Here is a 23,772-nt window from a genome sequence, read left to right as displayed (position 1 = left end):
AAGCCGGTCGTCCAGAGCATTTAGACAGCCCCGGCGCAGATCAAAGACGGGACGGCTACACGATTGCGAGATCCCGGAGCGCCAGCGCTGCGGTCCGGGACCGGGGACGGCTCAGCCGCCCCAGCTGCGCTCCAGCGTGGCGATCCAGTTGCCATGGGCGATCTTGGTCAGCTCGGCCTCGTCGTAGCCGGCCTGACGCAGCGCCTCCAGCAGCAGCTGCACGCCCGAGACGTCCTGCATTTGTCGCGACATGAAGGTGCCGTCGAAATCCGAGCCGAGCGCGACGTGGTCGATGCCGACCCGTTCGACCAGATAGTCGATATGGCGCACCATGACCTCCATCCCCATGTCGGGATCGCGGATCCCCTCGGGGTGCAGGAAGCGGACGCCGAAGTTCAGCCCGATCAGACCGCCGGTGTCGCGGATCGCATCCAGCTGGCGGTCGGTGGCATTGCGGCTGTGCGGGCAGATCGCGAAGGCATTGGAATGCGAGGCGACCAGCGGCGCATCCGAGAGCTTGGCGATGTCCCAGAAGCCGGCCTCGTTCATGTGCGACAGGTCGATCATGATGCGCAGCTCGTTGCAGAGCCGGACCAGATCGCGGCCCGCATCGGAAAGGCCGGGGCCGAAATCGGGGCCATGGTTCATCACGAAGGGCACGCCATGAGCGAATTGGTTCGGGCGGCTCCAGACCGGGCCGAGGGTGCGCAGACCGGCTGCGTGCAGTACGTGCAGCAGATCCAGATCGCGGGTCGCGGCCTCGATCCCCTCGATGTGGAAGACGGCGGCAAAGCGTCCCTCGGCCATGGCGGCGCGGATCTCGGCGGCGCTGCGGCACAGCGCGACGGCGCCATCAGAGCGGCGCACGATACGTTGCAGCAGCGCGGCTTGCGCGATGGTCTGCTCCAGCGCCGAAGCCTGCGGCACCGGCGGCAGGTCGCCATTGGCATCCAGCGTCGTGTCCTCGGTGCTGACCCAGATCGCGCAAAGCCCCCCGGCAAAGCCTGCGGCCTGGGCGCGCGGCAGGTCGATCTGCATTCCCGGCGCGCCGGTCAGGAAGCGGTGCTCGGCGCCGTCGCGCTGGTGCAGGAGTTTCGACAGGACGTCGTTGTGGCCGTCGAAGACGGGGATCTGCGGGCTCACAGCGCCACCTCGTGGATCTCGGCATGGGTGGCGACGAAGGCGCGGCCCTCGGGCGTGACCCAGCCGCGGAACATGCCGGCGGTGTTGAAGGGGGCGCTGACCTGACCCGTGGCATCGATCGCCACCAGCCCGGCGCCGATGATCCCGGTGGTCTGTGAAGAGCCCGCCAAATCGACATGCACGACATGTTCGGCGGCCTGGGGCAGAGTTTCGCCCAGATAGGCGATGCGGGCGGCGATCTCGTGACCAACCACGTGGCGGATGAAGAATTCGCCCTTGCCGGTGCCCGAGACCGCGCAGACGCCATCGCGGGCATAGGTGCCCGCCCCGATCACCGGGCTGTCACCGACGCGGCCCGCGGGCTTGTTGGTATAGCCCCCGGTCGAGGTCGCGGCGGCCAGGTGCCCGGCCTGATCCAGCGCCACGGCGCCGACGGTGCCGTGCTTTTCGTTCTCGGTCGCCTCGGTCCCGGCGGCGGCATGGGCCTTCATCGCGGCCAGCGCCTCGATCCGCTTGGCGGTGGTGAAATAGCCCTGTTCCATCACCGGCAGACCGGCGCTTTCGGCAAAGGCATCGGCGGCGGCGCCGGTCAGGAAGACCGCGCGACCGTCCTTCATCAGCGCATGGGCGGCGCGCACCGGGTTGCGGATGCCGCGCGCGGCGCTGACCGCACCGGCCTCAAGCGTGGCGCCGTCCATGATCGAGGCGTCAAGCTCGTGCTCGCCGTTCTCGTTCAGCGCGGCGCCGTGACCGGCGTTGAAATGCGCGCTGTCCTCCATGACGACGACGGCGGCCTCGACCGCATCGACGGCGCTGCCGCCCGCCTTTAGAACCGCCCAGCCCGCCGCAAGGGAACGGCCCAGATCCTGCCGGGCTTCGGCCCAGTCTTCGGCGCTCATGCTGTCGAGGGGCAGAACGCCGCAACCACCGTGAATCGCAAGTGCAATCGTCATCTTGGTTTCCTGTCGTCACGCGGAAACGCCCCGGGGGTCGGGACGTTTCTGTCTTCAGTCAAAATGGATATCACCGATCACCCGGACACGCACGCGACGCGCGCCGCCGGGCAGGTAGGCGATGGGAATGTCCTCGACCTCCAGCACCTTCAGGCTATCCGACGCGGCCCCCGAGGCAATAGCAGCGGCACGCGCCTGCGCCTCGGCCTCGGCCAGCGCGGCCTCGCGCGACATGTCCGAGAAGACCTGATCGACCTCGCCCGAGACCTGTGCCATGGCCGCGCCAAGCGCATTGGCGACGCCCGCGTTTTCCACCCGCAGCACCTCGGAGGCGCCGGGTACCTGGTCAGGGATCAGGAAGGCCCCGCCGCCCACCGCGATCAGCGGCACGTCCTCGGCCGAGGTCTTCATCTGGTCGAAGTTCTCGGCCACCATGGCGCGCATCGTCGCCAGCGTCGCCTGCACGAAGGCCGGATCCAGATCGCGGACCTTCTCGGGATCGCCCATCTCGATCATCCCGGCGGCGACCGCGATGTCGGAGGTGGTCAGGGTCTGGCCGCCGAAAACGCGGGCCTCCTGAAGGATGCGGTAGCCGACCGAGCGCGGCCCGATGGCGCCGGTTTCAGGATCGACCACGGTGCCGCCGCCAAGGGCGATGGGCAGCAGGTCGGGCATCCGGAACAGGGTGCGCACGCCGCCGATATGGACGACGTTGTTCGCCTCGCGCGGGAAGCCCCCCACCAGACAGCCGATATCCGAGGTGGTGCCGCCCACATCGACGACCATGGCGTCTGTCAGCCCGGTCAGGAAGGCCGCGCCGCGCATCGAATTGGTGGGGCCGGAGGCAAAGCTGAACACCGGATTGGCGGCGGCCACATCGGCCAGCGCCACGGTGCCGTCGTTCTGGGTCAGGAAGAAGGGCACGTTCAGGCCGACCTCGGCGAGGGCGGTCTTGAAGGCCTGCACGGTGGTGCGCCCCAGCGATTGCAGCGCGGCGTTCAGCAGGGCGACGTTCTCACGCTCCAGCAGGCCGATACGGCCCAGGGTATGCGACAGGGTGATGCGCGCCTCGGGCAGGATCTGGCGGACGATCTCGGCGGCGCGGTCCTCGCATTCGGTGGTCAGCGGAGAGAAGGTGGCCGAGATCGCGACCGAGGTGATGCCGGCATCGCGGATCTTCATCGCGGCTTCGCGGATCTCGTCCTCGCGCAGCGGCACCAGCGGGCTGCCATCGTATTCATGGCCGCCATGGACCATGAAGATCATCGGATCGACGGCGCGATACAGATCCTCGGGCCAGTCGCACATCGGCGGCAGCGAGGCGCCGGTGGGCAGGGCGATGCGGATCGCGGCGACGCGCTCCAGCCGGGCGCGTTCGACCACCGCATTGGTGAAATGGGTGGTGCCGATCATCACCGCATCAAGGCGGCGCGGGCTGTCGCCGATATGGGCGGCGACATGGGCCAGCGCGGCCTTCACGCCCGACATCACGTCCTGGGTGGTGGGAACCTTGATCGAGGCGATGATGCTGTCGCCGTCGATCAGCACGGCATCCGTATTGGTGCCGCCAACGTCAATGCCAATACGCTTCATTGGAATACCGATTTGAAGTCAATGTCATAGCCGAAAGCGCGCGGGCCCACGGCGGCCACGCCCGCGGGCGTGGTCAGGATCTCGGGGGCGGGCAGGGCGATGACGCTGACGCGCTGGCCATAGCGCACGGCCTCGGTGCCGATGGCGCTGCCCGACACGCTGTCGAGCAGGCAGATCAGGTCCGGGGTCATGGCGACGGGTTCGCCGTTGCGGAAGGCGACGGCCCATTCGTTCTGGAACGCCAGTTCCAGCGTCGCGCCACGGTCGGCGTCGATGCCCTCGATCACGGTGCGGCCCCGCAGGAAGCCGCCCGTCGTGGTGCGGTCGACGTCCACGACCTTGCCACGGAAGACCTGCTGACCCTTCGCGTGCGCCAGCACGGCGGCAACGGGATCGGCGTGGCGGGCACGGGCTTCCAGCACCACGCGGCCCAGGTCGGTCGCCTGGGTGATGGTGTTGTGAATGCCCCAGTCCTTCACCTCGCGCCCCGTGCGCGGCGCCTTGCAGGTCGCGGCGGTGGACCCCACGGCGGTGCAGACCGAACGCGAGATCTTCTCCATCCATTTCCAGCTTTCGGCGCGGGCAACGATCACCTCGTTGTCGCGCACATCCACCAGAGAGAGCGGGAACATCGACAGCCCGCCGATCGCGAAGGAGGTCATCTGCGCCTCCGGGTAGGCGCGGCCCATGCAATCGGCATTGACCACCGGGCGGCCCAGCAGCGCGGCGGCCAGGAAGGGCGAGAGCGCATTGGCCCCGCCGATTTCCAGCGCCATGATGGCGCGGAACGGACGGCCCAGGTAATCTTCCATCAGCTCGACCGCGCGGGCCATGTGGGCCGGGTCCTTCAGGCGTTCCTGCCCGACCAGCGGCGCGCCCATGCCGGAGACCACGGCGACCATGTCGTCATCGGCCAGGTCCTCGGGCTGCATCACCTGCACCCTTGCGCCATCGGCATAAAGCCGGCGCAGGTTCAGCGTTGACAGGTAGGGGTTGCCACCGCCGCCCGTTCCCAGAATCCACGCGCCGGTTGCGAGGGATTCGATATTCTCTTCCGGAAATTCCTGGAGCATCTGTCCACCTTGGGTCTTTCGGTGCCGGCCCCGCGACGCGGGACCGGCCTGTTTCAGAAGCGGGCGCCGATCACTTGGCCGGGCAGTCCCAGGTGAAGTTCCAGAAGTTCAGATCCCAGCTCTGCATCGGGATGAACTCATAGCCCTGTAGGCAGGCGTTGGCCGCGTAGCGACGCATCGGGGCCACGGCCCAGACATCGGGCTGCAGGTCATAGAGCTTCTGTTGCAGGTCCTTGTAGGTCGCGTTGATCTCGGTCGGGTCCGTCTGGGCGCGCGACTTGTCGATCAGGGCGTCGATCTCGGGGTCCTGCAGCCATTCCATCGACCACCAGGTCCCGGAGGCCTTGGAGTGGTACTGGTTGAAGAACATCGAATCCGGCGAAGGATAGCTGGGGCTGACGTTCACCTGGGTCGAGGCCGGGGTGGTGTCGGGCTTGGAGGACAGCTCGACGATGCGGTTCCAGGGCTCGGGGCGGATGTCCAGCGTGATGCCGATCTGCTCCAGGTTGGCCTGCATCAGCAGCGCCACTTCCTGCTCGAAGGCCAGCGAGGCGACGTAGCTGTTGACCAGCGTGATCTTCTGGCCGGCGTATTTGGATTTCGCCAGCTCTTCCTTGGCTTTCTCGAGGTTGTATTCGCCTGCCGGGATGTCGGTGTTGAAGGCATCCTTGAAGGTGTCCGACAGCGGCCCGTGCATGGCGACGCCCGGGTAGATGATCTGCTGGATCGTGTCGTAGTCGGTCGCATAGGCGATGGCGCGGCGGACATGGATGTCGTCGGTCGGATAGACCTTGGTGTTCAGCTTGATCTGGAAACCGCCGGCGGTGCGGGTCTGGATCAGCTTGTAGCCCGGCATCTTCGAGATCGCCTCGAAGGTGTCGTTGCCCAGGCCGTGGGACGACAGGCCCAGTTCGCCCTTTTCGGCCAGCGCGCGCACGGTCGCGTCATCCGAGGTCTGCACGAAGCGCACTTCGTCGATCGGCGTGCCCTTGTCCCAGCCCAGGAAGTAGTCCGGGTTGCGCTTGATCACCATGTCGGCAGAGCGGTTGTAGCTGACCAGCGCATAGGGGCCCGAGCCCGAGGAATGCTCGCCCACATAGGCTTCGCCCAGGGGATCGTCGGTGGTCGCGTTGGCCTCGATCAGGGACTTGTTCAGCACCATCAGGATCGGGGTGGAGGCCAGGAAGGGCGAGAACGGGCGGTCCAGCTTGATGACGACGGTGGTGGCGTCGGGGGCGGTGACGTTCTCGGGCTTGATCAGGCCGACAAGCAGGTTCGACGGGCCCTTGTTGATCTTGATCAGGCGCTGGATCGACCAGACGGCATCGGCCGAGGTCAGCGGCGTGCCGTCCTGGAACTTCACGTCATCGCGCAGGTGGAAGGTATAGGTCAGCCCGTCGTCCGAGATTTCCCAGGACTTGGCGAGGTGCGGCACGATCTGGCCGGAGGGGGCGACGGTGGTCAGGCCGTCATACATGTTCACCACGGCCATGTAGCCGGTGTAGTCGGTGACCTTCGCCGGATCGAGCGAGCTGAAGATCTGCATGGTGTTGACGACGGTCGACACCGGGTCCTGGGCCTGGGCGGCCGGCGCGGCCAGCCCGAAGGCCGCCGCAAGGGCAAGGGCGGAAAGCCCGAACGTCTTGGAGGGGAAGGTCATCTGTTTTCTCCTGTTGGTCTTTTATGCTCAGGCGGCCTGACCCGGGCGGGGCAGGGGCGTGAAGGGGATCTCGGCATAGCCGAAGGCGGCGGGGCCGACGACGGCGAGCGCCCGGGCGCTGCGCAGCAGGTCGTGGCAGGGCACCGCCAGCACCGCGATGCGCTGGCCGTAGCGCAGCATCTCGGTGGTGATCGGGTAGCCGGTGTCGACATCGAGCACGATGATCAGGTCGGGCACCGTCACCTCGACCTGGCCGTCGCGGCGGAAGATCAGGAATTCGTTCTGGATGTCGATGCCGGCGGTCTCGCCCTGGAAGGCATCGAAGCCCGCCAGCTCCAGCTCGCCCACGGCGAAGCCGCCGCGCAGGTGCCGCTTGAGGTCGGTGACCTTGCCGGTGAAGACATGACGCCCGTTTTCCAGCGCGCAGACCGTGGCGACCGGATCGTCACCGTTGCGGCGCGCATCCAGCACCGCACGGCCCAGACGGATCGCCTGGGTGTAGCTGGAGGGGATCGCGTTCTGGCGCACGAAGCTGGCCTGCATCGGCGCGGTGGCCAGCATCGCGGCCCCGCCCTGGCTGACCACGCAGGCCCGCGCCATGCGTTCGTGGAACACTTCCGACACGGCGTGCTGGAACACCACGCGGTTGCCATGCAGGTCGCACATCACCGAGGGGGTGGAGCTGTGACCGTAGATCGAGAAGGTGGTCATCTGCATCTCGGGGAAGGCGCGGCCCATGCCGTCGCAATCCAGCACCGGCAGCCCGCCAAGCGCCGCCGTCACCAGCGGGTTCATGGAGTTGGCGCCGCCGATCTCCTCGCAGACGATGGCGTCCATCTTGCGGCCCGTCAGCTCTTCCATGCCCTGAAGGCAGCGATAGCCCTCGCGGCCCTCGCGGATGCGTTCGGTGCCCACCACCGGCGCGCCGATGCCGCCGATCGACATGCACAGCGCCTCGTCGGCGATCTTGTCGGTCGCAAGGATCGTCATCTTGTGACCGGCCCGCATCACCTCGCGGGTCAAGAGCTTGCCCTGGTAGGGGTTGCCGCCGCCCCCGGTGCCGAGGATCCCGGCGCCCACTTCCAGCGCCTCCAGATCCTCCGGCGTCAGTTCCCACAGGTCGGCGGGATCGTAGCTCAGTTCACGGGCTTCAGGCATTCTGGACTTCCATTTCTGCAAGGGCCCCCATTTCGCCCACGACCTTGACGTGGATGCGGGTGGCGTTGCCGGGCAGATACGCCAGCGGCATGTCTTCGCGTTCGATCACCTCGAGCGTCTCTTCCAGCGCGCCGGCGGCGATGGCCTGGGCGCGGGCCTCGGCCTCGGCTTCGGCCAGGGCGCTGTCGCGGGTCACCCCGTCGGTCAGGCTGAAGATCCGGTCCGTCTCGCCCGAGACCTGGGCGATGGCGGCGCCGACGGCATTGGCGACGGCAAAGTTCTCGGGGCGGATGACCTGCAGGTCACCGATCCGGTCGGGCATCAGCACCGAGCCGCCGCCGACCGCGATCACCGGCACCGGCTCGGCCGAGATGCGGGCGCGCTCGACGCAGGCTTCGAACATCTGTTCGATCTTGGCGGCGGCGGCGCTCACCAGCTCGGGCGAAAGCCCGGCCAGCAGGGCCTTGTCGCCGATCTCGGCCTTGCCGGTCGCGACCGCGATATCGGTGGTGGTCAGGGTCTGGCCGCCAAAGACCAGCGCCTCCTGGCGGACACGGTAGCCCACGGATTGCGGGCCGATGGTCAGCGCCTCGGGGCTGCCCTGCACCAGCGATCCGCCGCCCAGCCCGATCGAGAAGACATCGGGCATGCGGAAGTTGGTGCGAACGCCGCCAATGTCGACCGAGGTCGAGGCCTGGCGCGGGAACCCGTGCGAGAGCGCGCCCACATCCGAGGTGGTGCCGCCCACATCGACCACGATGGCCTCGGCCAGGCCCGTCAGGAAGGCGGCGCCGCGCATGGAGTTGGTGGGGCCGGAGGCAAAGGTCAGCACCGGGAAGGCGCGCACCGTGTCGGCGGCCATCAGCGTGCCGTCGTTCTGGGTGATGTAGAAGGGCGCGGTGACGCCCGCCTGTTGCAGCGCATGGCCAAAGGCCTGCACGGTCTTGTCGGCCAGCCGCAGCAGCGAGGCGTTCATGATCGCGGCACTTTCGCGCGCCAGCAGGCCATGGCGACCGATGTCGCGCGACAGCACGACGGACAGCTCCGGGCATTCCTCCTGCAGGATCTCGCGGGTGCGCAGCTCCATCGCGTCGTTGACGCCCGAGAAGATGCAGGTGACGGCGGCGGCACGGATGCCCTTCGCGCGGATCTCGGCGGCGATGCGGCGGATTTCGTCTTCGTCGAGGGGCGACAGGATGCGGCCGTCGAATTCGTAGCCGCCCTTCACCTGATAGCCGTGGTTGCCGACGATGGCACGGATGTCCTCGGGCCAGTCGACCATCGGCGGCAGGCCGGCGCCGGCGGGCAGGCCCAGCCGGATCGCCGCAACCGGGTCCAGGTGGCGCCGTTCGATCACCGCATTGGTGAAATGGGTGGTGCCGATCATCACGGCGCCGATGCGGGCCCGGTCGATGCCCGAGGCCGCGATGACCTGTTCCAGCGCGTCGAACACGCCCGAGGTCACGTCCTCGGTGGTCGAAGCCTTGATCCCTGCCAGGACGGTCTTGCCCTGCAGCACCACGGCGTCGGTATTCGTGCCGCCTACGTCAATTCCTACGCGATACACCTGCGGGTCCTTTCAGTCAGTGGTTGTCACCAGGAAGGCCTGACGCTCTTCCGGGGTGACCGCGGGCTTCAGGCGTTCCTCGGCATCGGTGACGACCGGGATCGCGGCGATCAGCGCGCGGGTATAGGGGTGTTGGGGGGCGGCGAAGACCTGCGGCGTGGGGCCTTCCTCGACGATCTCTCCGCGCAGCATGATAGCGAGGCGCGAGCAGAAGTTGCGCATCAGCGACAGGTCGTGGGAGATCATGAAATAGGTCAGGCCCAGCTCTGCGCGCAGTTGCAGCAGCAGCTCGATCACCGTCTTCTGCACCGACACGTCCAGAGCGGCGGTGGGCTCGTCCAGGATCAGCACCTTGGGATCGGCGGCCAGGGCGCGGGCGATGGCGACGCGCTGCTTCTGCCCGCCCGACAGCTCGTGCGGGTATTTCGCCAGATAGGAGACCGGCAGGCGGACAAGGCCCATCAGCTCGGCCAGGCGGGCGTCGCGGGCAGCGCCCGCAAGGCCTGCACGTTTCAGCGGCAGCGACAGGCTCTGCTTCACCGTCCGTTTCGGGTTCAGAGAGGTGCCGGGGTTCTGGTAGACGATCTGCGCCAGCGGGCGGCCCGGGTTGGGCGTGCCCTCGACCGTGACGGTGCCGGTGGTGGGCCGCGCGAGGCCCATCATCATCCGCGCCACCGTCGTCTTGCCGGACCCGGATTCCCCCGCAAGGCCGAAGATCTCGCCCTCTCGCAGGGTGACTGTGACGTCCCTGACCGCCTGGAAGCGGCGCGCTCCGCGGCCGAATTCCTTGTACAGCGCATTGGCGCTGACGATGGCAGGCTTCTCGCTCAGCTCCTGGGTCTGCACGCGCGCGCCATAAAGCGGTGGCACGGCGTCCAGCAGGCCCTTGGTATAATCATGCGCGGGGGCATGGAGGATCTGGGTGCAGGGGCCGGTTTCGACGATATCGCCGTGGCGCATCACCACCACGCGGTCGGCGACCTTGCGCACGACCCCAAGGTTGTGGGTGATCATCAGCAGCGCCATGCCCTCTTCGGCGACCAGGGTGTTGATCAGGTTCAGGATCTCGTCCTGGGTGGTGACGTCGAGCGCGGTGCCCGGCTCGTCCGCGATCAGCAGTTTCGGCTGGTGCAGCAGCGCCAGACCGATCAGCACGCGCTGGCGCATGCCCCCCGACAGTTCGGAGGGATAGGCGTTCATCACCCGCTCGGGATCGGCCAGCTGGACGCGGCGCAGCACGGCGGCGATGCGGGCGCGACGCTCTGACGTGCTGGCGCGGACCCCGGCGCGACGGTCGGCATAGCGCAGCACGTCATCCAGGTGGCTGCCGATCTTGAAGACCGGATTGAAGGACGACAGCGGGTCCTGCATGATCAGCGAAAACGCCTGGCCCTTCAGCGCGTCGCGGGCGCTGCGCGGCAGATCCAGCACGTTGCGGCCCTCGACCTCGATCCGGCCGGCGCTGACGGTGGCGTTGCGGGGCAGGGTGCCCAGGATCGCCTTGGCGGTGACCGACTTGCCAGAGCCGGTCTCTCCGATCAGGGCGACACGTTCACCGGCACCGACCGTGAAGGAGATGTCGCGCAGCACCTGGCGGGTCTGGCCGTAGGCGGTGAAGAGAACGTCGAGGCCTTCGACCTTCAGAAGCGGATCGCTCATCTCAGCCCTCCATATCGAACATGTCGCGCAGGCCGTCGCCCAGCAGGTTGAAGCCGAGGGTGACGTAGAGGATCACCGCGCCGGGGCAGAGGACCTCCCACCAGAAATCGGGCATGAACTGGCGCCCGTCGGCCACCATGGAGCCCAGGTCCGGGGTCGGGGGCTTCACGCCGAAGCCGAGGAAGCTGAGCGTTGCGCCGAACAGGATCACGAAGGCCGCATCCAGCGTCGTCTTGACCGAGATGACCGAGATGCAGTTCGGCAGGATTTCCCGGAACAGGATGTGCAGCGGCCCGGCGCCGGCGATGCGGGCGGCCTCGATGTAATCCTCGGAGGCCACGGATTTCGACACCGCGTAGATCAGCCGGGCATGCCAGGTCCACCACAGCAGGGTGATCGCGATCATCGCGTTCATCAGCGTGGGTTGCAGCAGGTTCGACACGGCAAGTGCCATCACCAGCGGCGGCATGGCCAGCATGACATTGGTCAGCCCGGTGATCAGCCGCTCGGTCCAGCCGCCGGCATAGCCCGCGACCAGCCCCAGCACCGTGCCGATCGGCACGGAGATCCCCAGCACGCCGATCACCAGCAGCAGTGAGATCCGCAGCCCGAAGATCGCGCGCGAGAAGATGTCGCGGCCCACCTTGTCGGTGCCGAACCAGTGCTGGGCATCGGGGGGCAGGTGACGGGCGCGGAAGTTCACCACGGCGCCCACGTCCTGCGGGCGCGGCGTGATCCAGGGCGCCAGCAGGGCGCAGATCACCGCAGACAGCACGATCAGCGTGCCAATCACCGCCGCCGGGTTCCGGCTGAAGCGGTACCACATCATGTAGCCCGCGCTCAGGTCCTTGTCGGCGCCGTCCAGGGCCATCTTGATCTGGGCCATCAGCGGGCCTCCTTTCGGCGCATGCGGGGGTCGATGATCGAGATCAGGATGTCGACGATCAGGTTGGCGACGATGAAGAACAGCCCCGAGACCAGCACCACGGCGGTCACCGCGTTCAGGTCCTTCTGGAGGATCGCGTTCAGGCCGTAGGAGGCGAAGCCGCCCCAGGAGAAGACCATTTCGATCACGAAGGCATTGCCGATCAGCGAGGCGAACTCGAGCCCCATGATGGTCAGCGGCGCAATGGAGGACAGCTTGAGCAGGTAGCGGAAGATGATCACGCGCTCGGGCACGCCGAAGCTTTGCAGGGTCAGCACATGGTCCTTGCGGCGGTTTTCCAGCATGGCAGAGCGGGTGATGCGGGTGATCTGGCCGATGCCCGCCATCGACAGCGCGATCGCCGGCAGCGCGAGGTGCTGAAGCGCGCTCAGGAAGACATCAAGGCGCCCGGCCAGCAGGCTGTCGACCAGCATCAGCCCGGTGGGTCCGCCGGTAAAGCCCAGCCCGTGATCCATCCGCCCGATGATCGGCCAGTCGCCGAAATAGCGCGCCGCGATCAGCTGAAGCGAGATCGCGAAGAGGAAGCTGGGGATGGTCACGCCCACCAACGACACCAGCCGGCCGACGTGGTCGATCCAGAGGTCGCGGAAATGCGCGGTCATCACGCCCAGCGGAATGGCGATGGCGAACATGATGATGACGGCGGCCAGCACCAGCTCGACCGTGGCAGGCACGGTCTGGGCCAGATCGGCGGTCACCGGGCGCTGCGAGAGCAGCGACATGCCCAGATCCCCGTGCAGGGCGCGGCCCATGTAGCTGAGGTATTGCACCGGCAGCGGCAGATCGAGGCCCATTTCGGTGCGCAGGGCACTGACCTGCTCGGGGGTGGCGGTGGGGCCAAGCGCCATGCGCGCGGGGTCGCCGGGCACGACCCGGGCCAGCACGAAGATCATGATCGAAAGCACGATCATGACCAGCACGAAGGTGCCGAGCCGGGTGAGAATCGCGAGGAACGGATTTTGCTGCATCAGCCGGAAACCTCCGGGTTGGTCACGTTCCGGAGACTATTCTGCAGCGCCGGGCGCCAAACAATTTCCGGATGGTATGGGTTTTGAAAAAAATGGTATAGGTTTTTGATGTCCCTGCCGCCCTCTGCCCAGACCCTTCTGCCCCGTCCCGCGCTGCTTGACCGCCTGCTTGGCGCGCCGGGCGGCACGGTGTTCCTGCGCGCCCCCGCCGGGGCCGGAAAGACCTGCCTGATGCGTGCCGCCGCCGCCCGGATGGGGGTGAGCGTCTGCGATCTCCAGCATCCCCGGCTCAGCGATGTGCAGGCGGGCTGGCTGTTCTGGAACGTGCCGGGATCGGCGCGCAGCGCCCGGCTGTCCGCCCATGTGGCCGAGACGGTCACCCATCTGGTGATCGCCCAGCGGCCCGGGCAGAAGATCACCGGGCTGGCCCGGCGCCTTCTGCATGGCGGGGCGCACACCTTCGATGCCGCGGCCCTCGCCTTTGACGCCGAAGAGATCGGCACGGCCCTGCCGGCGGCGGTGAAACGGCGCCTGTTGCAGGACTATGCCGGCTGGCCGGCCTTCCTGCCGATGGCCCGGGACCCCGATCCCGATCTGCTGGCGGCCTATATCGGGGAAACCTTCCTCAGCCAGATGTCGCCGGGGCCGACGACGCGGCTCTCGCTCTGGCTGGAGGCGCCGGTGCCCGATCCGCAGGAAGACTGGTGCGATGCCCTGCCGCCTTGCCTGTGCACCGAACCCGGCGCGCCCACGGCGCTGCTTTCGGCGCTGCATCAGGCGGTGCGCGCGCGGCTGCGGGGCTTTTCCGACACCGGCGCCGTGACCGAGGTCGCCCAGGCGCTTGAGGCCGCGCACCGGCCCCTTGCGGCGATGGAGCTGCTGCTGGATCACGGCCACGAGGCCCATGCCGCCCAGGTCCTCAGCCAGTCGCGCGGGCTGGAGCTGATCTACGATTCCGACCTTGAGGATTTCAGCCGCACCATCCTGCGCTTTTCCCAGGACATCATCGCCACCAACGAGACGGTGCTGTTCGCCATCACCCGCACGCTGATGAAGCAGGGAGAGCTGCAAAGGGTGCGCCAGCTGACCGCCAAGCACCTGGGGTCCGACTACCTCGATCCGCTGAAGGTGCTGGCGCGGGGCACGCGGTTCTCCTTCGCGGCGCGGCGGTTCCGGCTGAACATGATGATCAGCGAGGACATGACCCCCTCGGATGCGATGTTGCAGCGGCTGGGCGAGTTCATGGCCGATTACCCGGTCGGCGACGGGCAGAAATGGGCGGCCTTCTACAACGCCCTGCTGGAGTTCGAGATCCGCCGCCGCAATTTCCGCGAGGCCGAGGCGGCCGCTGCCCGGGCGCTGCTCTATTTCCGCAAGATCGGCGGCCATCCCCTGCTGGAATTCTTCATCCACCTGCACCTGACCGTGCTGCACCTGACCAATGGCGATGCGCGCCTGGCTCGCACCGCCGCGCAGACCGCCCGCGACAAGCTGGGCTGCGTCACCCATCCCGTGGTGCAGGAATACCGGATGCTGCATCTGGTCGAGGCCGCGCTGGCCTATGAAAACGGCCAGCCTCAGAAGCTGGTGACCTTCGTGCAACAGGAGTTCGATGCCTTCGCCCGCGCCGAGATCTGGCCCAGCCTGTTCCACTTCGCGATCCAGTACAGTTCCCAGGCGGTGATGGATCACTACCCCGCCAGCATTCGGCCCGGGTTCCTCGACGGGCTGTGGCTGCATCTGGCGGAACGGATGAACCTGCTGGCAACGGTGCAGATCCGCACCGCCACCGCCTACCAGAACGAGGGGCGGATTTCCGAGGCGGAGCTGATGCTTCAGGGGCTGGAGGGCGCCGCCCTGGCGATGACGCCGGAGCATCTGGCGCAGCTGCGGCTGCGCGACGATATCGCGCTGTCCCTGGCGCGGCTGCGCTGCATGGTCGAGGACCCCGCGCCGGGGCCCGCGATCGACCGGCTGATCACCGCGCTGGAAGGCAATGCCAGGACCACCCTGCGCGAGATGGTCGCCCTGAAGATCTGGCGGGCCCATCTGGCGCACCGGCGCCGCGACAGCGGCGCGACGCGGCGCCACCTTGAGGCCGCGCTGACCTCGGTCTCAAGGCTGGGCTGTTTCGGGGTGCTGTCGGAACAGCGCCTGTTCCTGGCGCCGCTGCTGCGTGAAAAGCGGATGCGCCAGTACCTGGAAACGGCGCCCGACATTCGCGCCACGCTGTCGATCTATGCCGGCTCGATCTCGTCTCCGCGGGCGAAGGCGCGGGCCGGCGGCTTGACCGAGCGCGAGGCCCAGCTGTTGCAGCTGATCGCGGGGGGCTATCCGAACAAGCGGATCGCCCAGACGCTGCACATTGCCGAGCCGACGGTGAAGTTCCACCTTTCAAGGCTTTACGCCAAGCTGGGCGTGCGCCGGCGCAGCGATGCCATCCAGTCGGCCCGGGCCCTGGGCTGGCTGTAGCGTCGCGGGCGGTCAGCTCGGGCGTTCTGCGGTCCAGTCGGCGAAGGCGCGGTCCATGGCCGCGGCCTTCGACAGCCAGGCGGCCGAGACATGGCCGAAGGCGAAGGACAGCTGCCCCGCCGCCTGCGCCTCGGGGACGTCCTTCAGCGCGGCGAGGTAGAGCGCGGCGGCCAGTCCGGTGCGGTCGGCGCCGCTGCGGCAATGGATCAGCAGCGGCTTCGGCAGGCTTTTCATCAGCGCGATCAGATCGGCCATCCTCTGGGCGTCGGGCTCTCTCCGGGCCGAAAGGGCGAAATCGGCATGGACAAGGCCAAGGTCGTTCGAGGCGTCGATCTCTCTGTCGTACCAGTCCTTGCCGGGATTCGGGCCGCGCAGGTTCAGCACGCTGCGGATGCCGTGGGTTTCCACCGCACGGGTCAGGGCGGCGCGGTCGGGCTGGGCCGAACGATACAGCTCTCCGGGCAGGGTGGTGTGGACGTTGCCGGTCAGTTGCAGCCAGCCGGCCCAGGCGGCCAGCAGGAAGACGACGATCCCGCCGGCGGCAGCCAGCCGGGCCAGGCCGCGCAGCACCACGCGCGGACGGCTTTGCGGGACATAGGGAATCGGCATGTCGATGGGCATGGGCACCTCGGACGGTCAGGGGTTTCCCCGGCCTCGCGCACCAAGCTTGCAAAAAGCTTACGATCGCCCCGCATGCCGGAAACTTTTGTCGCGATGCCCCGGCAGAGCGCCTATAGGATCGCTACATGCGCCTTCTGCTGATCGAAGATACCGCCGAACTTGCCGATGCCGTGGCCCGGGCCCTGCGTGCCGAGGGGCATGCCGTCGATACCGCCGCCACCTGCGCGCTGGCCGAGACCGCGCTGGCCGTGGCCCGTTACGACGCCATCGTGCTGGACCTCGGGCTGCCGGACGGATCGGGGCTGGACCTGCTGCGCGGGATGCGCCGGCGTGGTGATCGCACGCCGGTCCTGGTGGCTACGGCCCAGGACCAGATCAGCGACCGGATCGCAGGGCTGGATGCCGGGGCGGACGATTACGTGGTCAAGCCCTTCGACACGCTGGAACTGGCGGCAAGGCTGCGCGCCCATGCCCGCCGCGCCGGCGGCGATCCCGCCTCCGAGATCGCGCTGGCAGGGCTGGGCATCGACCGCGCCCGCGCCCGGGTGCGCCGCGACGGCGCCGAGATCCAGCTGACCTCGCGCGAATGGGCGGTGTTCGATGCGCTGCTGGCGGCGCGCGGCCGCGTGCTCTCTCGTGCCCAGCTCGAGGAGCGGCTTTACGATTTCAACGCCGAGATCGCCGGCAACGCGGTCGAGGTCTACATCTCTCGGCTGCGCTCCAAGCTGGGCCCCGGCGTGATCGAGACCCGCCGCGGCCTTGGATACCTGGTGCCATGAGCCGGGGCTGGTCGCTGACCGGTCGCCTGACCCGGCGGCTGGCACTGAGCATCACCGGCGGCTGGCTGGCGGTGGTCTTCATCGGGGCGCTGGTGATCGCCCATGACATGAACGAACTGCTGAACGCGGCAATGAAGGGCGAGGCCAAGCTGGTGCTTGAGCTGCTGGCCACCCGAGAGGACGCGCCCTCCCTGCCGCTGGCACAGGGCGAGCGGACGCGGATCGTGCTGGGCGACAGGGTCCTGACCGATGCGCCCTGGTCGCCGCTGGCCGCCGATGGCTACCGCGAGGCCGAGGGCTGGCACGTGCTGCGGCTGAGCCAGGGCGAGCGCAGCATCGAGATCGGCCAGCCAAGCGCCATGCGCCGGAATGAGATGTTCGAGAGCGCGCGCGCCTTCGCGCTGCTGATGCTGCCCTTCCTGGCGCTGGTCCTGCTGGTCTCCTGGCTGACGCTGACCCGGGGCGCGGCCCCGGCGACCCGCTTTGCCGACCGGCTGGCGGGGCGCGATGCCCGTGACCTGTCGCGGATCGAGGATACCGACCTCCCGCGGGAGCTGCAGCCGATCCCGCAGGCGCTGAATCAGTACCTGGCCCGGATCGAGGTGCTGATCGCCGCCGAACGCGCCTTCGTGGGCCATGCCGCCCACGAGCTGCGCACCCCGATTGCCGCCGCCCGCGCCGAGGTGCAGGCGGTGGCTCTGGAAAGCGGCCAGCCGGAAATGGCCGCGCGGCTGGAGCCGGTTCTGGGGCGGCTGGCTGCCACGGTCGAACGGCTGCTGCAGCTGGCCCGGGCCGAGGCGGGCCTTGGCGATGACCGGGCGCGGGCCGATCTGGTCACCGTGCTGCGGCTGCTGGTTTCAGAGGTCGGGGCGGGGCAGGTGGTCTTCGACGACGGCGACATCGAGGGCGCCTGGGTGGCAATGGATGGCGACCTGCTGGGCATCCTGCTGGGCAACCTGATCGGCAATGCGCGCACCCATGGCACCGGCCGGGTCGAGATCGGCCTGGCCCCGGGCCCCCGGGTCTGCATCCGCAATCCCGTGGCGCGGGGGGCGGCCTTCCACCCGGGCCGGTTCGAGAAGGGCGCGGGCTCTTCCGGCACCGGGCTGGGCCTCAGCATCGTCGAGGCGATTGCCGGGCAGAACGGCATCGTGACCGGGTTCGATGTCGCCGCAGGGCTGGCCACGGCGCGGCTCGATTTCTCGGCCATCGCGGTATCCGCGCCGCCGGTCCCGCCGGCGTCCGGCGGCCTCTGAAGCTGGCAACATTGGGGAGGCTGCGCTGCAGGCACCCGGTGCCGGGCCGTCCCGGGGCAGGCACGAAACCGGGCCTCCGGCGGCATGGGCGGCGATTGCGTCGGTGCGCGACACCGGACGCCGCAGTGCGCGAGCTTCGAGGTCGCCTCGGGCCGCCCCAGCAGGCAGATCAGCCCCTTCTGGACCCGCGCGTGCCGCTTCAGCCGCTGCACCAGCGCCGCCAGCTGCGCCGCCGCCGGGGGGGGCTGTCCTGATATCAGGACAGATCGCGCCAGCCGGTGCCCGTGGCGCCGGAATGCACGCAGCCCGGGTTGCCAAGGCAGGTGCCGGGGTCGCGGGCCTTAGCGGGGATCACGCCGCGCAGGGTTATCCGTCGGCGAGGTGCAGGAAGGGGGGCGATCCTGCGGGCATCAACCCTGCCGCCGGCGTCGCCGCGGTGGAAGGTCATCGCGCCCATGGCCGAGCGCCACGGTGTTGGCGATTGCGGCCATATCGGGTGCGTCGGACACCGGGCGCGCCGGGCGACAGGGAGGTTCGGCAATCCGCATTGACTGACGATCAATGGGGAAGACCCCCCGGGGGCGGCAGAGGGCTCCCGGTCTGACACCCGGGCAAAACCTGCCCCTTCGCCAATGAGGAAGCGCTGGCACCCAACGGCTCCGGGAGGATCCACGGCAATGGGCTCGTTCCTGGAAACGCAGGTCCGGCTGCCTGGCGGCCCCCGGACGACCCCGGTTGAAGAAAGCCATGCCCCTGAACCTGGACGGGTCGAACAACGCACCGTCACGGAAACGCGGGCATGTCCGGAGGCGATGGCACGGCGCCATGATGAGAGACATGTATTTGGAAATAAAAGAGTTACCCAACATGCAGGCCGGTCCGGCAAGGTGCGCACCAAGTTGCATGTTCCGATCCCCTCAGTCGGAGGCGCTGAGGGCCCGGATACGGCTTAACCCATTGTCTTTCCTGATCTGAACAAGCGTCGACCAGCTGGCATGTCCGGGGCGGTCCTCCCGCATCCTCTGGCAACTCTCGCGGCAAGGCAGGACATTGCGCGACGCCATCGCCGATCCCCTCAGAGCCTTATTTTCTGGCCCCTCCGTTGTCTTCCGGGGTCTTCGCGCCCTTTGCTGGCGCGCTGAAGGCATTGGTGTTCCATTGCAACGATCTGCGGGGGGCCAAAGGAAGGGCTTGGGAAAACCCTGCCGAACGGGCAGACTGGAATGTGACCCGCAGGGCGAGAGCACATTCTGACATCGGAAGAAAGGGGGAATGGCTGGGGCGGTAGGATTCGAACCTACGGTGCGCGGTACCAAAAACCGGTGCCTTACCACTTGGCTACGCCCCATCCGTGAGGCGTTCTCTAATGGTATGCTTCGGGGGGCGCAAGCCCTTTCGAAGAGAATTTTCGACCTCTGCACCGGTCCGCCGGAGGGAACCCTACGGCACCCGCCGACGGCGCGGATCAGTTGCGGATTTCGTCCGGGCCGGCGCCCCAGAAGGTGGTTTTCGGGGCCCAGCCGCTGTAGCCGCTGACCGAGAGTTCGCACCAGTCCTGGGTGCAGTCACCCAGGTCCGCGATCACGCCCTGCTGCAGCTTGGCGACCACGCGCGACTCGCTGTCGGCGCGGGCGTGCAGCTCCAGCATGTCCTGTTCGATCAGCGCCGTCCGGTTGCCCGAGATCAGCGCGTAGTGCACCCAGCCGCCGGCGCCGTCATGGTCGCGGATCTGCCGCCAGTGACCATATTCCGCAATCACCTCCACCGGCATGCCGCGGCGCAGGAATTCCCAGTCGATCTTGTTGGTGGTCGAGGGGCCGCGCCGGACATTCGCCCGGCTCGATTTCATCGAGACGAAGCGGGGCAGGGGCAGCCCGGTCACCGGCCCCACCGTATGGGCCGGCGCGGTGTCGGGAAGCTCGGTCGGGGTGGCCGCCGGCGGGGCCGGGGGCGGAAGCGTGCTGGTGTCGGTGCCGGTCGCGGCCAGGGTCGCGGCTGCGACATCTCCGCCCAGGTCGAACTGGACGGCGGTGCCGGCCTCCTGGGCAGCGACACCGCCGACACCGCTCAGGAAAAGGAGAATGGCACCCGTGCGCCAATGCAGGAGTCTCATCTGCTCGTGCCTCATACTGCCTCGGGAAAGCGCCCCGGTTCTTGTGCCGGAGATCGCTTTGCGTCACCCTGACGCCGTTCGCCCGGAAAGGGAAGCCGCAGGAGGATCCGCATGCCACCACGTCGTCTGAGTGTTGTTGTCACGCGACGGCTGCCGGAGCGGGTCGAAGCCCGCATGGCAGAGCTTTTCGACTGCCATTTCGGCCCCGCCGATGCGCCGATGTCCGCCGATGAGATCGCGTCCTTGTTACCGGGCGCGGATGTGCTGGTGCCGAACCTGCGCGACCGGATCGACCAGGCGCTTTTGGCCCGGGCCGGGGATCGGCTGGGGCTGATCGCGAATTACGGCATGGGGGTGGACCATATCGACGTGGCGACCGCGCGCCATCGCGGCATCCTGGTGAGCAACACGCCCGACGTGCTGACCGAGGACACCGCCGACATGACCATGGCGCTGATCCTGGCGCTGCTGCGCCGCATGCCCGAGGGCATGGCACTGATGAAGGGCGATGCGGCCTGGGAAGGCTGGAGCCCCACCGGCATGTGCGGCTCGCGTATTGCCGGCAAGCGGCTGGGGGTGTTGGGCATGGGGCGGATCGGCCAGGCCCTGGCGCGCCGGGCGGCGGCCTTCGGCATGCAGATCAACTACCATAACCGACGCCGCCTGCGCAGCGAGACCGAAGAGGATCTGAAGGCGCGCTACTGGGAAAGCCTGGACCAGATGGTGGCGCGCTCCGACGTTCTGGCGGTCACCTGTCCGCATACGCCGGCGACCTTCCACCTGATGAATGCCCGTCGCCTCAAACTGATGAAGCCCGAGGCGGTGATTGTGAACACTTCGCGCGGCGAGGTCGTGGACCAGAACGCCCTGACCCGCCTGTTGCGTGCCGGGGATATCGCCGGTGCGGCCCTCGATGTCGTGACGCCCGAGGCCGAGGGCAATCCCCGCCTGCGCGAACTCGACAACGTGATCCTGCTGCCGCACATGGCCTCGGCCACCTACGAGGCGCGCCTCGAGATGGGCGAGAAGGTGATCATCAACATCAAGACCTATGCTGATGGACATCGCCCGCCGGATCTGGTGCTCCCGGGCATGCTCTAGAAACTGCGCCCGCGGCGCAGGCCTCCGGCGGGGATATTTGGGGCCAGATGAGAGAGCCTGGGTGGCTCTTTTTATCATCTGGCTGGAAATATCCCGGGGGAGGCGGCGCAGCCGCCGGGGGCAGAGCCCCCCTTGCGCGCTCAGTCGTTGCGCGTGGCTCCGGGGACCCAGAGCACGTCTCCGGCGCCGTTGCGGTTGGCGGTGCGGGAGGCCACGAAGAACCAGTCCGACAACCGGTTCAGGTAGCGCACGGCATCCGGATTGCAGCCTTCTTCGGCCATCAGCGCGACGGCAAGGCGTTCGGCCCGGCGCGAGACGGTGCGGCAGAGGTGCAGATGTGCGGCGAGTGGCGTGCCGCCGGGCAGCACGAAGCTGCGCAGCGGCGCCAGGTCCGCGTTCATCGCATCGATTTCGGTTTCCAGCCGCGTCACCTGCGCGGCGAGGATGCGCAGCGGCACGTAGGGGGCCTCTTCGTCGCGCTCCATGTGAGGGCGGCACAGGTCGGCCCCAAGATCGAAGAGATCGTTCTGGATCCGGGCCAGGGCCGCGTCCATCTCGCCCTCGGAAGAGAGGCGCGCGAGACCGATGGTGGCATTGGTCTCGTCCACCGTGCCGTAGGCCTCGACCCGGAGGGAGGGTTTGGGCACCCGCGTTCCGTCGCCCAGGGCGGTTTCGCCCGCGTCTCCTGTGCGGGTGTAGATCTTCGAAAGCACGACCATCTCAGTGTCCCCTGGTGATCATCGCAGCCAGCGCGATCAGCAGCACGGCCACCAGCTGGGCCATGATGCGCCATTGCATCAGCTTGTTGGATTTGCGCGCATCGCCCGCGCGGGCGAAGTTGGCGATGCCCTTCACCAGGATCACCGCCACGATCAGCACCGCCACCGTGGCGATGAAGAACATCGGGTTGCCGGCCATGATCTCTCCTCCATGTGCTTTTGCTCTGGATACGCCCCTGGCGCAAAAAAAGCCATTGCGGATTGCCCTGTCAGGCGTCGCGCATCAGTCGGTCGATGGCCCGGGACGGCAGCAGCCGCCGCATCGCCGCCGCCATGTAGGTGGGGGTTGTCACGTAGTAGCGCGGTTTCGGGCGGGGATCCTCCAGCGCGCGGATCAGCCTGGCGGTCACCGCCTCCGGGCCCAGCTCGAACCTGGCTTCGGTGGCAGAGCGGGTGCCGCGCTTGTAGAGCTTGTCGAGCAGCCCGTTGCGGTATTCCTCGATCCGAGCCGAGCTTTCCCAGTCAACCCAGGTCTCGAAGGCCTTGATGGCGTTCTTTCGGAAGTCGGTGCGGATCGGGCCGGGTTCGATCAGGATGGCGTCGATGCCGCTGCCCCTCAGCTCAAGGCGCAGGGTGTCGGTCAGCCCTTCGAGAGCGAATTTCGTGGCATTGTAGCTGCCCCGCCAGGGCGCCGCGACCAGCCCCAGCACCGAGGAGCAGTTGACGATGCGCCCGAATCCCTGGGCGCGCATCTGCGGCAGCACGGCGCGGGTCAGGGCATGGGGGCCGAAGAGGTTAGCCTCGAAATTGGCGCGCAGGGCGTCGCGGGGAATGTCCTCGACGGGGCCGGGCACGGCGAAGGCGCCGTTGTTGAAGATCGCGTCGATCCGTCCGCCGGTGGCGGCCTGCATGGCGGCGACCGCAGCCTCGATGCTGGCCTGGTCGGCATAGTCGAGATGCAGCGCCTCCAGCCCCTCGTCGCGCAGGCGGGCCACGTCATCGGGCTTGCGGGCCGAGGCGAAGACGCGCCAGCCCCGGGCCTTCAGCCCGTGGGCGGCATCGTAGCCGATGCCGGAGGAACAGCCGGTGATGAGGATGTTTCGGATCATGCCGGGACTGTGGCGAAGCGCGGGCGGGGCCGCAAGCCCCGGTGCCATGCTTCGGTGGCCGGCATCGGGCGCCCCGGCTTCAGGGCGGCCTCAGTTCGAGGCGGTCAGCAGGCCCGAATACATCCAGCCCGTGGCGCTGTTGCCGCTGGTGGCGCGCAGCTTCAGCCAGCCGCCCTTCTGATCCAGCACCTCGACCCGGGTGCCTTCGTTCAGCTGGTCGACCACGCCGTAACCGGTGCCGGGGCCGCTGCGCATGTTGACGACATTGCCCGAGACCTCGCGGATGTCGGCGCCGGGCGTGGTGCCCTGCGGTGCCATGGCGGCCGCGATGGCGCGGGCCTCGTCCTGGCGCACCCCGTCGACCTGGTCGGAGCTGGCCGAGGCGCGGCTGCCCGGTGTCTTCGGCGCGCCGGTCGGGGCGGGGGCGGGCAGCGCGGCCTTGCTGATCGTGGCGATCGACAGATCGGCGGCGGCAGGGTCCACGGCGTCGCTCTCGGTCTCCGCCGAGGCCAGCTGCACCGTGCCGCCCGAGGCTTGCGCGGAGCGGTCGGCCTGGCGCTGCGTCTGGTCGGCGGGCGCCAGGTCGGGGTCGATCTCGGCCAGCCGGGCGCCCGAATTCCGGGCAATCTCCTGGTCCGCCTTGCGAGGGCTCAGGGGCTGGAAGTCGAAGCCGCCGCTCATCTGGAAGAAGGTGAGGAACAGCAGGAAGCTGGTCGTGGCGATGAACAGGAATCGGAACATGGTGCTTTCCCCCGGTGCTGGCGCTGGCAGATGGCTTGTCAATGGAACAGGCGAACCCCCGCCCGGGTTCCCGGATTTCCGCCGAAAACCGATGCGAGGCGCGCAAGCTGCCGCTTTACCGGGACGCGGGGGACGGCTATC

Annotated in this window: 20 protein-coding genes and 1 tRNA gene; 4 read left to right on the top strand and 17 right to left on the bottom strand. The window is 68.2% G+C overall.

Annotation, left to right across the window (positions count from 1 at the left end):
* Window positions 1–111 precede the first annotated feature (111 nt).
* The 10 genes from KM176_RS03085 to KM176_RS03040 form a co-directional block, all read right to left on the bottom strand.
* Window positions 112–1,143, bottom strand: coding sequence for a dipeptidase (locus tag KM176_RS03085; protein ID WP_160896362.1), 1,032 nt, complete (start codon window positions 1,141–1,143; stop codon window positions 112–114).
* Window positions 1,140–2,096 carry an isoaspartyl peptidase/L-asparaginase family protein gene (locus KM176_RS03080; protein ID WP_160896363.1) on the bottom strand — a complete coding sequence of 319 codons (957 nt, stop codon included), beginning with the start codon at window positions 2,094–2,096 and terminating at the stop codon, window positions 1,140–1,142. The genes KM176_RS03085 and KM176_RS03080 overlap by 4 nt, the downstream gene beginning before the upstream one ends.
* 54 nt (window positions 2,097–2,150) lie before the next feature.
* Entirely contained in the window at window positions 2,151–3,689 is a 1,539-nt protein-coding gene (locus KM176_RS03075; RefSeq protein WP_160896364.1) for a hydantoinase/oxoprolinase N-terminal domain-containing protein, read from the bottom strand.
* Complete coding sequence (locus tag KM176_RS03070; protein WP_160896365.1) at window positions 3,686–4,762, bottom strand: DUF917 domain-containing protein; 1,077 nt, start codon at window positions 4,760–4,762, stop codon at window positions 3,686–3,688. Before KM176_RS03070 ends, KM176_RS03075 begins: the two co-directional genes overlap by 4 nt.
* Before the next feature lie 70 nt (window positions 4,763–4,832).
* The gene (locus tag KM176_RS03065) at window positions 4,833–6,422 is read right to left on the bottom strand and encodes an ABC transporter substrate-binding protein (protein WP_160896366.1); all 1,590 of its coding nucleotides are present in this window, start codon (window positions 6,420–6,422) and stop codon (window positions 4,833–4,835) included.
* Window positions 6,423–6,449: 27 nt separating this feature from the next.
* Window positions 6,450–7,580 carry a DUF917 domain-containing protein gene (locus tag KM176_RS03060; RefSeq protein ID WP_160896367.1) on the bottom strand — a complete coding sequence of 377 codons (1,131 nt, stop codon included), beginning with the start codon at window positions 7,578–7,580 and terminating at the stop codon, window positions 6,450–6,452.
* The gene (locus KM176_RS03055; protein ID WP_160896368.1) at window positions 7,573–9,147 is read right to left on the bottom strand and encodes a hydantoinase/oxoprolinase N-terminal domain-containing protein; all 1,575 of its coding nucleotides are present in this window, start codon (window positions 9,145–9,147) and stop codon (window positions 7,573–7,575) included. Before KM176_RS03055 ends, KM176_RS03060 begins: the two co-directional genes overlap by 8 nt.
* A 12-nt stretch (window positions 9,148–9,159) precedes the next feature.
* Window positions 9,160–10,806 carry an ATP-binding cassette domain-containing protein gene (locus KM176_RS03050; RefSeq protein WP_160896369.1) on the bottom strand — a complete coding sequence of 549 codons (1,647 nt, stop codon included), beginning with the start codon at window positions 10,804–10,806 and terminating at the stop codon, window positions 9,160–9,162.
* A 1-nt stretch (window position 10,807) separates the two neighbouring features.
* Window positions 10,808–11,692, bottom strand: a complete 885-nt coding sequence (locus KM176_RS03045; protein WP_160896370.1) for an ABC transporter permease — start codon at window positions 11,690–11,692, stop codon at window positions 10,808–10,810.
* Entirely contained in the window at window positions 11,692–12,720 is a 1,029-nt protein-coding gene (locus KM176_RS03040; RefSeq protein WP_160896371.1) for an ABC transporter permease, read from the bottom strand. Before KM176_RS03040 ends, KM176_RS03045 begins: the two co-directional genes overlap by 1 nt.
* 108 nt (window positions 12,721–12,828) lie before the next feature.
* On the opposite strand from KM176_RS03040, the gene KM176_RS03035 reads away from it, so the two are divergent.
* The gene (locus KM176_RS03035; RefSeq protein WP_160896372.1) at window positions 12,829–15,192 is read left to right on the top strand and encodes a helix-turn-helix transcriptional regulator; all 2,364 of its coding nucleotides are present in this window, start codon (window positions 12,829–12,831) and stop codon (window positions 15,190–15,192) included.
* A 12-nt stretch (window positions 15,193–15,204) separates the two neighbouring features.
* Here KM176_RS03035 and KM176_RS03030 read toward each other — a convergent pair whose 3' ends face one another.
* Window positions 15,205–15,813, bottom strand: coding sequence for a tyrosine-protein phosphatase (locus KM176_RS03030; RefSeq protein WP_236045138.1), 609 nt, complete (start codon window positions 15,811–15,813; stop codon window positions 15,205–15,207).
* A 125-nt stretch (window positions 15,814–15,938) separates the two neighbouring features.
* Between KM176_RS03030 and KM176_RS03025 the strand changes: the two genes are divergently transcribed.
* A complete protein-coding gene (locus KM176_RS03025; RefSeq protein WP_160896373.1) occupies window positions 15,939–16,592 on the top strand; it encodes a response regulator transcription factor in 654 nt (217 codons plus the stop codon).
* Window positions 16,589–17,848 (top strand): histidine kinase dimerization/phospho-acceptor domain-containing protein, encoded by a 1,260-nt coding sequence (locus tag KM176_RS03020; protein ID WP_160896374.1) that lies wholly within the window; start codon window positions 16,589–16,591, stop codon window positions 17,846–17,848. The genes KM176_RS03025 and KM176_RS03020 overlap by 4 nt, the downstream gene beginning before the upstream one ends.
* Before the next feature lie 1,273 nt (window positions 17,849–19,121).
* Here the strand turns inward: KM176_RS03020 and KM176_RS03015 are convergent.
* Window positions 19,122–19,196, bottom strand: a tRNA-Gln gene (locus tag KM176_RS03015).
* Window positions 19,197–19,313: 117 nt separating this feature from the next.
* Complete coding sequence (locus tag KM176_RS24795; protein WP_311136187.1) at window positions 19,314–19,739, bottom strand: SH3 domain-containing protein; 426 nt, start codon at window positions 19,737–19,739, stop codon at window positions 19,314–19,316.
* A 333-nt stretch (window positions 19,740–20,072) separates the two neighbouring features.
* On the opposite strand from KM176_RS24795, the gene KM176_RS03005 reads away from it, so the two are divergent.
* Complete coding sequence (locus KM176_RS03005) at window positions 20,073–21,062, top strand: 2-hydroxyacid dehydrogenase (protein ID WP_160896376.1); 990 nt, start codon at window positions 20,073–20,075, stop codon at window positions 21,060–21,062.
* A gap of 140 nt (window positions 21,063–21,202) precedes the next feature.
* Here KM176_RS03005 and KM176_RS03000 read toward each other — a convergent pair whose 3' ends face one another.
* The 4 genes from KM176_RS03000 to KM176_RS02985 all read right to left on the bottom strand — a co-directional run bounded on the left by KM176_RS03000 (window position 21,203) and on the right by KM176_RS02985 (window position 23,631).
* Entirely contained in the window at window positions 21,203–21,781 is a 579-nt protein-coding gene (locus tag KM176_RS03000; protein ID WP_160896377.1) for a cob(I)yrinic acid a,c-diamide adenosyltransferase, read from the bottom strand.
* Window position 21,782: 1 nt separating this feature from the next.
* Window positions 21,783–21,980, bottom strand: a complete 198-nt coding sequence (locus KM176_RS02995; protein WP_160896378.1) for a twin transmembrane helix small protein — start codon at window positions 21,978–21,980, stop codon at window positions 21,783–21,785.
* Between the two features lie 70 nt (window positions 21,981–22,050).
* Window positions 22,051–22,890 (bottom strand): SDR family NAD(P)-dependent oxidoreductase, encoded by an 840-nt coding sequence (locus tag KM176_RS02990; protein WP_160896379.1) that lies wholly within the window; start codon window positions 22,888–22,890, stop codon window positions 22,051–22,053.
* 90 nt (window positions 22,891–22,980) lie between these two features.
* Window positions 22,981–23,631, bottom strand: coding sequence for an SH3 domain-containing protein (locus tag KM176_RS02985; protein ID WP_160896380.1), 651 nt, complete (start codon window positions 23,629–23,631; stop codon window positions 22,981–22,983).
* Window positions 23,632–23,772: the final 141 nt, after the last annotated feature.

This window comes from Pseudooceanicola endophyticus, from assembly GCF_018760365.1.
Taxonomy (GTDB): Bacteria; Pseudomonadota; Alphaproteobacteria; order Rhodobacterales; family Rhodobacteraceae; genus Pseudooceanicola; species Pseudooceanicola endophyticus.
This window is presented reverse-complemented; position numbering and strand designations above follow the sequence as displayed.